This window comes from Kitasatospora sp. NPDC001175, assembly GCF_053598215.1.
Genome location: NZ_JBSFJU010000004.1, coordinates 221334 through 231979, shown reverse-complemented (window position 1 = coordinate 231979; position 10646 = coordinate 221334). Strand labels below are relative to the sequence as shown.

Below are 10646 nucleotides of genomic sequence, written 5' to 3'. Positions count from 1 at the left end.
CTGCCGGAGGTCCCGTTCCGTTCTCCAGTCCCACCACCCCGACACGCCGTTGGATGCTTGACAATCGACCACCTCGACCAACTTGTCGGCATTGCTTCAAGATTCGTCAGGACGAGCAGGGCGCGCAGGAGGTGGGTGGCGCGGGTGGTCTCCGTGCTCACTCGCAAGTCCAGTGCGTCGCGCAGTAGTTCCGGTCAGGAACCCGAGCTGCCGCAGCATCGTCATCCTTCCGCCATCCCGACGGCGGCATCTGCCTCGGCGACGCTCTCCCAGCCCTTCTGCTTGAGTACAAACGCGGCGACGAGGGCGGCGACCACCAAGAAGGCGGCGGAGATGTGGAACGCCGTCTGGACCGCGCGGTCACCGGGCCCGACGGCGGCTACCGTCTCGACGTGCCGGGCCCCGGCTCGTACGTCCTGATCACCTCGGCCGGAGGTTCCGCCGACGCCAGTAGCGGCAGCGGTTCTCCTGTCCGGGACCGGTCTCGATGTTCTGCCCGTTCTGTTCTTCAGGGCCGGTGACCCGGCACCGCCGGTCTCAGGACCAGGCGATCTCGCCATGGCGGTCGATGAAGCGTCCGGTGCCGGCACCGGGCCCCTCGGTGGCGAGGGCGACGATCGCGTCCGTGCCCTCGGTGACGGTCTGGGAGCCGCTGTGACCGTTTATGTCGGTCGCGGTGTAGCCGGGGTCGGCGGCGTTGACGCGAATGCCCTTGAGCCCTTTGGCGTACTGCGTGGTCAACATCGTCAGCGCCGCCTTCGAGGAGGCGTACAGCGGCACGACGACGTGCGACTCGGACCGGCCGGGGTCGTGGGTGAAGGCGAGGGAGCCCATGCCGCTGCTGACGTTGATGATCACGGGGTCGTCCGAACGGCGCAGCAGCGGCAGGAACGCGGTGGTGGTGCGGACCACGCCGATGACGTTGACGTCGAGGACGGCGCGGGCGTCGGCGGCGGTGAGGTCGCCGGGATCACCGAAGGGACCCTGGACCCCCGCGTTGTTGATCAGGACATCGATCCTGCCCTCGTGCTCGGCGACGTCCGCGGCGGCGGCGGCCGCGGACGCGTCGTCGGTCACGTCGACAGGGACGAAGCGTGCGCCCAGCGCGGCGGCTGCCTCCTCGCCCCGCTCACGGTCGCGGGCTCCCAGGAGAACGGTGTGACCGCACGCGATGAGGCGGCGGGCGGTCTCGCGGCCGATGCCCTTGTTGGCTCCGGTGATGAAAGTGATCGTCATGCCTTCGATAGTTGCCTTGACGAGGGAGCCGGACCAGGGACGCTTCGACGGTGGGAAGACCAGTACCACCCTCGCGCCCCCGCATGTGATCGGGGACGCGGGAGGATGGAGAGCATGACGACGACACCCCCCGGAGCTGGACTGGGCGCGATGATCCGCACGTGGCGGAACCGGCTGCCCCCGTCAGCCGCTGGGCTGCCGGTCGTCCGCAAGCGACGGGCTGTCGGGCTGCGGCGCGAGGAACTGGCCGACCTGGCCGGAGTGTCGGTCGACTACGTCGTGCGCCTGGAGCAGGGGCGGGCCACGACACCCTCGGCGTCGGTGGTGGCGTCCCTGGCGCGCGCTCTCCAACTGTCCACCGCCGAGCGGGACCACCTCTACCGGCTGGCCCAGATCGTGCCGCCGGCGGACGGCACGATCTGCGACCATCTCCCGCCCGGTATGCAACGGGTACTCGTCCGCCTCGGAGACGTACCGGTGGCCGTGTTCGCGGCGGACTGGCAACTGGTGTGGTGGAACCACGGGTGGGCCGCCCTGCTGGGAGACCCCTTGGCCTCGCCGCCGCGGATGCGCAACTTCGCCCGCGACAGGTTCCCGGTGGACGTCGATCACACCCCCCTCGCGCTGTGGCCGGTCACCGAGACGGACCCCGACACCGCCGACGCCGCCCTCGTCTCCGATCTGCGCCGCGCCACCGGCCGCTTCCCCCGGGACAGCCGCCTGGCCGCGCTGGTCCGCGACCTGAACGCAGGCAACGAGAGGTTCGCCGAGCTGTGGGCGACGGGAGAGGTGACCGCGAACCGCGAGGTCCACAAGAGGGTCGATCACCCGTCGGTGGGCCCGGTCACGGTGGACTGCGATGTCCTGACCGACGGCGACACGGAGCTCAAGATTGTCATCATGACCGCCGCGCCGGGCAGTGAGGACGAGACCAAACTCCAGCTCACCACCGTCGTCGGCCCACCGGCCGGCACGCGCAACTGATCCGCCCCGCCCATCGGCCGACCGACGGCTCACGGTTTTCGTGACGCACCAAACCGTTGGACACGCACCGACGGGTGATCAGGACGGCCCGCTGGCGGACTGCCCGGACAGCGCCCTCGTTCCGCCTGGCCACGAACCGCGGTGCCCTGTTGACATCACCCTCGCCGCGCTGGGTGGTCGGTGGACGCCGCTGGTAGTCCGCGAGTTCCTACGCCGCGGTCAGACCACATACTCCGAACTGTCCGCCGCCCTGCCCGCTCTCTCGGACAGGCCGACCCAGTTGACCAGTGCGGGCGTCATCGAGCGTCACCGCACCCCGGGCTGGCCTCCGCGCGTCCGCTACATTCTGACCAGCCAGGGCCGGGCGCTGGAACCAGTGGCGCGCAGCATGTGGGAGCGAGGCACAGCGCGACGGGACGCCCTTAACCAAACGCCAGACCCGTAGAGCTCGCCGGGTGCCGACGCTGCCGACGCTGCCGACGCTGCCGACCGGAACAACGACTCCAGTACTGAGAGGTCGCCCCCACTCCGCGTCCAGCTCGAACGCGAACAGAGGCGCACGCAATCGCCACAGGGCCGGCGTGGCGGCGTGACGCCGCCGGAGTGGCGGCATGGTGGCGGACCGCTCGGTCAGCGCTGCATCATCGCGCGAATCCTTGAGGTCCATCGCTCCCCGCTCGTTCTCTTCGCCTCGGGGCAGTCCAGGGACCGCCGGTTCCCGCTGTCGTACCTCTGCGCCATGATCCATCCATGCTGTGTGCGAGAACCGAGCGCGGACTCACCGTGGAGAAGCCCGGCCAGACAGCCCTGAGTCGGCTGGTGGCAAACCTGGGACGCGGCGATTCCCACGTGGTCGTCGAACGACTCGGCGAGGACGAGCCCGAGGGCGACTGGTACATGCAAGTACGGCTCCGGGAGAACAACACCTACCAACTCGAGTTCCGCGACGGGATCGCGGCGGAGCACTACCAGACCATCACCGTCTCCCAGGAGAAAGTGATCGTCGCACTCACGGCCTGGGCTGCCGGCCGCTCGGGGTGGCGAGAGGCGTTCATGTGGACGAACATCGGCAGTTCGTTCACGACGAACGAGGTCGCCGCTCAGCCGGGCGAGGCCGCCGACCGATCCTCCGGCTGAAGGCCGACGCCGGGCGTTGGCGGTCCGGTGCGGTCTGCTCGCCATCGTGGACCCAGCGGCAGCGTGGAACGAGAAGCCGGCAGCCATCACCGTACCCAGCAATCGCCGTCCCTTCAGTGCGACTTGACCCTCACGCAACGGGAGGCCCTACGGTCCGAGCCATGAGGATTGTTGTTCACGACACGGCTTCCGCGATGCTCGACCTCCTCCAGCGGCCGGTGGAGGAGCGGCCCGACGCGCTGCGAGAAATGCTCAGCCCGCTCCAGAGCGTGATGTCCGCGGCAAGTGGCATAGACCTGGTTCGGATGCACCAGGTGGGCAGTGGCTTCCGGGTCGACCGTGAGGACGCGCGGTACCTACCCGCCCTGCGTCAGCTACAGGACGCGGGGGTGTGGAACCGGATCGAGGAGTCTCTCGCCGGCGCGTGGGAACGGATCAGCGGTGCGGTGCCCGGCGTCAGGCACGCCGAGACCGTGCACGTGGTGGTGGCGCTCGGCGACCCCGACGACGAGCATCTCACCGTCCGAAGTTCCGGCTATCTCGGCATGGGCGGGTTCCCGGGGGCGATCTACCTGCTGGTGTGGCCGACCGGCACGAGCCTGGAGTTGATCGGCCACGGCGCCGCACACGAGCTCCACCACAACGTGCGCTACGCGAACGTGGCGTGGAACCCGATGACCGTCACGGTCGGCGAACAGGTCGTCGCCGAGGGGCTGGCCGAGGCGTTCGTCCGGGAGCTGGCCGGCGAGCAGGCCATGGGCCCGTGGTCGAAGGCGCTGACCGGGACCGAACTGGACAGTGTGTACGAGAGGATCACCGCCCGGATCGATGTGGTGGGGATGCAGAACCTGACCGCGTACGTGCTGGGCGATGCCACCGCGCAGCGCATGGGACAACAGCCCGTGGGGATGCCGGACTTCGCCGGGTACGCGGTCGGACTGCGGATCGTGGACGCACATCTGGCGACCTCCGGTCTGACCGCTGCCCAGAGCATCGCCCTGCCGGCACACGAGATCCTCGCCAACGCGGGCGTGCCGACGAGCATGTGACCGCCCCCGGGCAGGTCGTGCCCCGCAGGGCACCTGGTCCGACCCCGCACCGCCGCGGGGCCGGACACCCGGGCGAGGACGGACCGATCGATGCGCCGGGCGACCTGAGCTGGGCGGCAGTCAATAACACAGCTCCTGCAGGAAGTCGCCGGGCTCGGGCTCGGCATCGCGCTCGACCGCGGTCCACCGCTGGCCGGCGTTCACAGGTAGCCCCGCCGACCGCAGCACGCGTCGCCGACGCAGGCAACTCCTCGCAGTGCAAGGGAACCGGCACTCCAGGCGCGCGTCAGGCTCCCGGGCCCGGCCGGCTCATGACCACCTCCCCGGCGAACGTCCGGTGCAGCCGGTCCAAGCCCGGCGCTCCGAGCGAACGGGCCGCCAGCCAGGCGGCGGCGCCGGCCGCGTTCCCCGCGTGCGAGATCTCGGCTTCCGGCCATCGCTCCGCGATCCGCTCGCGGACCACGGCCGCCAGCGGTGAGCCGACCGAGATGACCCCACCCGCCAGCACCACCGGACCGTCCGTGCCCGGTGGGCGGACGGTGCCCAGCGTCGCGAGCAGATGGTCCGCCGCCTCGCTCACCAGGCCCCGTGCGGCCGGCTCGCCCGCCTCGGCGGCCCGCAGCACCAGCGGCGCCAGGCGCGCCAGCCGTACGGGTGGCTCCGCATGCACCGCGCCGATCAGGGCCGACCGGGGGTCAGCTGCCTCCGTGCCGCCCAGCAGGGCTTCGACCACCGCCCCCGGGAGGCCGGTCAGCTCCTCCCGCCGGTCGATCCGACCGAGGGCCAAGCGGACGGCTGAGTGCCCCAGCCAGTAGCCGGAGCCCCGGTCGCCGAGCAGCCAGCCGTGCCCGTCCGCGAGCCGGACCGGGGCGAAGTCGCGGCACTCCCCCGCGACCGCGCCCGTGCCGCTGATCAGGACCGAGCCCGCAGGATGGCGGGTCCCCGCCGCGAACGCCAACTCCACGTCGCTGGCCGGCCGCGGTTCGACCGTCAGCCCGACCCGGGACCAGACCTCCGCCAGCCCGCCCGCGGTCACCAGCCCGCCGGCCAGCCCTAGCACTCCGGCGGCTACCCGGGCTGGATCCACTCCGCTCAGTGCCGAGCCGAGGGCGTCGGCGATGCTCCGCGCGGCCTCGGCCGCGCCGTGCGAGACCGGGTTCCCGCCACCACCGCGTGCCGTACCGACGACGCGGCCGCTCGTCTCCGCGACCACCACCCGAGTGGTGGTGCCCCCGACGTCCAGGCCCAGGACCAAGTCCTCCGGCGCGAATGGCGTGTTCACGGCCTAGTCCTATCGCACCGAGACTCGATCGGACCCCCGGCGACACGCCCGGTTCTCATGCCGTGCGCCGGATCCGGCCCGCGTACCGCGCCTCCGGCATCCGGTTGTGCTCGTCACCGCCGGGGATGTCGGCGGACAGATGGACCGGCGGGGTGCCGCCCGCCTCCTCGATCAGCGAGATCACCTCGGCGACCATCTGCTGCGCGGGCAGGGTGGCCGTGATCGAGGAGATCGCACAGGCCCGGCCGCCGCCGTCCATCGGCAGGACCGCGTCCCCGTACGGCGCGCCGTTGTCCAGCACCGCGTCGGCAAGGTCGCTCAGCCGCAGCCCGGACGGGTGCCCGGGCTCGACCCGGTCGGTGTGCTCGGCTGAGGTCACGGCGATCAGTCCGTGCCCGTTCTCCTTGACCACGGGAGGACGGCCCCGGCGGGTGGGGGCCCGTTCGGCCACCGGAACTGGCAGAGGATTCGCCCCGCGATCAGTGACATGAGCCTTTCAGCCGAGCGGATTTGCTGCCACGCTTTCCATTCGGCCTCAGGGGTTGGAGCGCCCCTCTGCGGCCGCCCGGGTGGTGTGTCGAGGCACGGCGTGGAACCGCTCATCCGCCGACCGGTCCTGACGCTTCCCGCCGGGCCGAGAGGCGCTGTCTCCTGAGAGGCTCGGATGAGAAGAAAGTTTCTTCTGCCCTTCGTCACCGCGGCCGCCCTGCTGCTGGCGGCCGGTACGGCGACTCTCGCCACCCCCTCTGTGGCGAGCGCCGCCGACTGCACTTCCACCCAAGTGGTCGCCAACGGCGGCTTCGAATCGGGGAGTTCGCCCTGGTCCGCGTCGAACGGAGTGATCACCAGCGGCGGGGGCCAGAACGCCCACTCCGGCAGTTCCTTCGCCTGGCTCGACGGGTACGGGTCCTCCCACACCGACACCCTCAGCCAGACCCTCACCCTGCCGGCCGGCTGCAGCACGGCCAGGCTGGCGTTCTGGCTGCACGTCGACACCGCTGAGACGAGCACCTCGGTCGCGTACGACAAGCTCACCGTCGAACTCGGCACCAGCACGCTCGCGACGTACTCCAACCTGGACGCCAAGTCCGGGTACGTGCAACAGTCCTTCGACGTGTCCGCCTTCGCGGGCCAGAGCGTCGCCCTCTCCTTCACCGGCGTGGAGGACTCCGGGCTGCAGACCAGCTTCGTCCTGGACGACGTCGCCCTCGACGTCTCCGGCGGCGGCACCCCTCCGCCGCCCCCGGCCGACGCCACCCGCACGCCGTCCTCGGCCGCCTACACCGTCAACCTGAGCAGCGACGCCTCGGGCGCCAACTGGACCGGCCACGAGAGCGTGAGCTTCACCAACGCCTCGGCCACCCCGCTCAGCGAGGTCTACCTACGGCTCTGGGACAACTACCACGGCAGCTGCCCCAGCACGCCGATAACCGTGACCGGTCTGACCGGCGGTACCGCGTCTGCGCTGTCGGTGGGCTGCACCGCTCTCAAGGTGACGCTGCCCGCGCCGCTGGGCCAGGGGCAGAGCGGCTCGATCGGCTTCTCGCTCGGCATCAGCGTGCCGAGCGGTGCCGACCGGTTCGGCCGGGACGGGGCGTTCAGCTTCATCGGCAACGCCCTGCCGGTGCTGGCGATCCGGGACGCCTCCGGCTGGCATCTCGACCCCTACACCAACAACGGTGAGTCCTTCTACTCGCTTGCCTCCGACTTCAAGGTCACCCTCGACCACCCGTCGAACCTGCTGGTGCCCGCCACCGGCACCTCGGTGGACACCCCCGGATCCGCCGGACGTACCGTCACCACCGCGACGGCGGGCAAGGTCCGCGACTTCGCCTGGGCGGCCGGGCCGTTCACGGAGATCTCCGGCAGCTCTCCCAGCGGGGTGAAGGTCAACGTCTACTCGGTGAGCGGCATCGGCTCGTCGGACGCCCAGTCGATGCTGAGCACCGCCGAGTCGGCGATCGACGCGCACGCCCAGCGCTTCGGTGCCTACCCGTACGGCGAGGTGGACGCCGTGCTGGACAACAACTTCTGGTTCGGCGGGATGGAGTACCCCGGCTTCGTGCTCGACCTGGTCAACAGCACCGCCCTGACCCATGAGCTCGGCCACCAGTGGTGGTACGGCATCGTGGGCGACGACGAGTACAACAGCCCCTGGCTGGACGAGGCGTTCACCGACTACGCCACCGACCTCGCCCTCGGCAAGACCGGCTCCGGCTGCTGGAACAGCGTCTCCTGGGCCTCGCCGAACGAGAAGATCACCAACTCGATGGCTTACTGGGACGCCAACTCCTCACGGTACTCGACCGTCGTCTACGGCTACGGCAAGTGCGCCCTGCACGACCTCCGCAACCTGATCGGCGATGGCGCGATGACCAAGCTGCTGCACGACTACGCGCAGGCCCACTGGTACGGCGTCTCGACCACCGCCGAGTTCAAGGCCGCCGCCCAGGCCGCCACCAGCACCGACCTGAGCTCCTTCTGGACCCAGCACCGGATCGACGGCTGAGCCGCCGTCCCCGCCCGGCCGCGTGCCCCACGCTGCCGGGCGGGGGCTCCGTACCTGGTACCGGCGGCCGGGCGCAGCCGGTCGCGGATGGTGCCGATGGCCGATTACGCGGGCGTAGGCTCGCTCGGCTGGGTGAATGGCGGGTGTGCTGACGGTTCTCCGGAGCGGGAGGTGCCGACACTTTTCTGCGGGACCGCCCCCGGAACCGTCCGGCAGCGGAGGTTCCCGCATGACCAGGCACCATCCCCCCAGGAATTGGAGAAGACCGTGAAGGACATCCGCAGGGCCCTCGTGCTTGCCGGGGCAGCCGGTGCGCTCGTACTCGGGTCGGCTGGAGTAGCCTCCGCCTCGGCCACCGCCACGGGCACCGCCACCGACTCGCCGGGTGTGCTCTCCGGCAACGTCATCCAGATCCCGATCGACATCCCGGTCAACCTCTGCGGGAACACCATCAACCTGGTCGGCCTGCTCAACCCGGCCTCCGGCAACACCTGCTCCAACGCCGGTTGATCACCCCACTCCCAACCCGACGACGGGGACCGGTGCCGCCCCAGCAGGCGGCATCGGTCCCCGTCATCCGTTTCCGGGCCTCGGCGAGCCGGGGCCCGCCGTCTCCGGGCATCACCTGCCCGGACCTCAGCGCGCCTGGGCCTCGATCGCCAGTACGATCCGCTCGCACAGCTCGTGGGTGCGCAGTGCGTCACGGGCGGAGACGGTGCGGCCGGCGCGGACGGCCTCCAGGAAGGCCAGGACCGCCTGCTCGATGCCGCGCTGGCGGGCCACCGAGACCCAGTCACCGCGTCGGCGGACCGTCGGCTGGCCCCTGTGGTCGATCACCTCGGCGAGGTTGAGCACCACGCGCTTGGAGTCACCGCCCGAGACCTCCAGGACCTCCTCCGCGGAGCCGCTGGCCCGGTTCATCAAGCCGAGCGCGGTGAAACCGTCCCCCGAGAGCGTCAGTACCAGGTGCTCGACCAGTCCGTTCCGGGTCCGTGAGCGGACGTCGAAGTGCTCGATCTCACCGGGGATCAGGAAGCGGAGCGTGTCCACGACGTGGATGAAGTCGTCGTAGACCAGGGTGCGGGCGGCCTCCGCCAGGCCCTCACGGTTCTTCTGCAGCAGTATCAGGTCGCGCGGCCGCTCCTTGGCCAGCAGGCAGCCCGGCGCGTGGCGCCGGTTGAAGCCGACCATCAGTGAGCGGCCGGTCCGCTCGGCGAGGTCGACCAGGTGCCGGGCGCCGTCCAGGTGGTAGTCGAGCGGCTTGTCCACGTACACGTCCACGCCCGCCTTGAGCAGCTGCTCGACGATCGGGACGTGCTGGTCGGTGGAGGCGTGCACGAACGCGGCGCGCAGACCGCTGTCGATCAGCTCACCCAGATCGGTGAAGCGGTGCTCGGGGCCGACCCGATAGGTGTCACCGAGACGGTCGAGCTTGGCCCGGTCGCGGGTCATCAACCTCGGATCAAGGCCGGGCAGCGCGGTGAGGACCGGCAAGTACGCCTTCTGCGCGATATCCCCCAGGCCGATCACACCGACAGGAAGCGGGGCGTCAACGGCAGCGGGCTGGCTCACGGGGTCTCCTGTCAGATGGACGATCATCGCCAGCCCCACCCTATGCGTCGGTCGCCACCCATGGTCGAGCCCTGATGGGCGGCCCCGGTCAGGGTTCAGCCACTCGACGTACCTGTCCGGTCCGCGCCGACCAACTCGGCCGCCCCGCTCAGCCGGACCCGGTCGTCGCGGTCCCCGATCAGTGTTCGAGCACCGTCCGGCCACCCGTGCGGGCGGGCACACCATCGACGTCGGCGGCGGACCACCGTGGTGCGTATTCGCTTACGGAACAGGCGAGTTGCCACTATCATCGGATGGCTTCACGCCCGCCGGGTCAACGGACGCAAAGGGGGGGACGATGGCGCAGCGGACGACGCGCAGGGCTCGTGGATGGTGGCGTGCAGGCGTGCTGGTGTGCGCGGTGGTGACGTTGGCGGGCTGCGGCTCGTCCGGGCAGCGAGTGGTGTCGGTGCCGTCCGTGCCCGAGTCGACGCTGCCGGACACGCCGACGCCCACACCGCCTCCCACGCCGACGCCCGCGCCGGATCCGCCGCCGACCACACCGTCGGCTGTGATCTACGGGTGCGACGGGCAACCGGCCGCTCGGCCCGACTCCTTCATCCTGCTCTGCGGTGACGGCGGGGAGCGTCTCGAGGGGATGACCTGGTCGGGTTGGGGCGGGTCGACGGCCACGGCGACCGGGCAGGTGTGGCGCAAGAGCTGCGTCCCGGACTGCGCGACCGGCAACGTCCTGCCGTACCCCGCCACGGTGACCGTCAGCGGCCTGAACGGCGGTAGTTACGGATCCATGCGCGTGGACGCGCCCGACTCCCCCACGCCCGCCGAGGAGTTCACGCTCGACTCCAGCGGGCCGCGCGTGGTGCAGAACGGCTGAGCG

The 10646-nt window shown here is 70.8% G+C and carries 11 protein-coding genes; 7 read left to right on the top strand and 4 right to left on the bottom strand.

Features of this window, described 5'->3' with window-relative positions; all coding sequences use genetic code 11:
• Positions 1-537 precede the first annotated feature (537 nt).
• Positions 538-1236: an SDR family NAD(P)-dependent oxidoreductase gene (locus tag ACWDAK_RS05365; RefSeq protein ID WP_427393134.1), complete on the bottom strand. Its 699-nt coding sequence runs from the start codon at positions 1234-1236 to the stop codon at positions 538-540.
• A 105-nt stretch (positions 1237-1341) separates the two neighbouring features.
• On the opposite strand from ACWDAK_RS05365, the gene ACWDAK_RS05360 reads away from it, so the two are divergent.
• From ACWDAK_RS05360 to ACWDAK_RS05345, 4 genes are all read left to right on the top strand, one after another.
• Complete coding sequence (locus tag ACWDAK_RS05360; RefSeq protein ID WP_067136177.1) at positions 1342-2220, top strand: helix-turn-helix transcriptional regulator; 879 nt, start codon at positions 1342-1344, stop codon at positions 2218-2220.
• Positions 2156-2665 (top strand): winged helix-turn-helix transcriptional regulator, encoded by a 510-nt coding sequence (locus ACWDAK_RS05355; RefSeq protein ID WP_427393133.1) that lies wholly within the window; start codon positions 2156-2158, stop codon positions 2663-2665. The genes ACWDAK_RS05360 and ACWDAK_RS05355 overlap by 65 nt, the downstream gene beginning before the upstream one ends.
• A gap of 305 nt (positions 2666-2970) precedes the next feature.
• On the top strand, positions 2971-3357 hold the full coding sequence (locus ACWDAK_RS05350; RefSeq protein ID WP_344639063.1) for a hypothetical protein: 387 nt from the start codon (positions 2971-2973) through the stop codon (positions 3355-3357).
• A gap of 161 nt (positions 3358-3518) precedes the next feature.
• The gene (locus ACWDAK_RS05345; protein ID WP_427393132.1) at positions 3519-4406 is read left to right on the top strand and encodes a DUF2268 domain-containing protein; all 888 of its coding nucleotides are present in this window, start codon (positions 3519-3521) and stop codon (positions 4404-4406) included.
• 286 nt (positions 4407-4692) lie between these two features.
• Here ACWDAK_RS05345 and ACWDAK_RS05340 read toward each other — a convergent pair whose 3' ends face one another.
• Positions 4693-5688, bottom strand: coding sequence for an N-acetylglucosamine kinase (locus ACWDAK_RS05340; protein ID WP_427393131.1), 996 nt, complete (start codon positions 5686-5688; stop codon positions 4693-4695).
• Positions 5689-5743: 55 nt separating this feature from the next.
• Positions 5744-6100: a hypothetical protein gene (locus ACWDAK_RS05335; protein WP_344639066.1), complete on the bottom strand. Its 357-nt coding sequence runs from the start codon at positions 6098-6100 to the stop codon at positions 5744-5746.
• Between the two features lie 252 nt (positions 6101-6352).
• Between ACWDAK_RS05335 and ACWDAK_RS05330 the strand changes: the two genes are divergently transcribed.
• Both ACWDAK_RS05330 and ACWDAK_RS05325 read left to right on the top strand, forming a co-directional pair.
• A complete protein-coding gene (locus tag ACWDAK_RS05330; protein ID WP_344639067.1) occupies positions 6353-8197 on the top strand; it encodes a M1 family aminopeptidase in 1845 nt (614 codons plus the stop codon).
• A 255-nt stretch (positions 8198-8452) separates the two neighbouring features.
• Positions 8453-8707 carry a chaplin gene (locus ACWDAK_RS05325; protein ID WP_344639068.1) on the top strand — a complete coding sequence of 85 codons (255 nt, stop codon included), beginning with the start codon at positions 8453-8455 and terminating at the stop codon, positions 8705-8707.
• Between the two features lie 126 nt (positions 8708-8833).
• On the opposite strand, the gene ACWDAK_RS05320 is transcribed toward ACWDAK_RS05325, so the two are convergent.
• Positions 8834-9769 carry a Gfo/Idh/MocA family protein gene (locus ACWDAK_RS05320; protein ID WP_427393129.1) on the bottom strand — a complete coding sequence of 312 codons (936 nt, stop codon included), beginning with the start codon at positions 9767-9769 and terminating at the stop codon, positions 8834-8836.
• Between the two features lie 457 nt (positions 9770-10226).
• Here ACWDAK_RS05320 and ACWDAK_RS05315 point away from each other — a divergent pair, with 457 nt between their 5' ends.
• Positions 10227-10643: a hypothetical protein gene (locus ACWDAK_RS05315; protein WP_344639070.1), complete on the top strand. Its 417-nt coding sequence runs from the start codon at positions 10227-10229 to the stop codon at positions 10641-10643.
• The last annotated feature ends 3 nt before the right edge of the window (positions 10644-10646 follow it).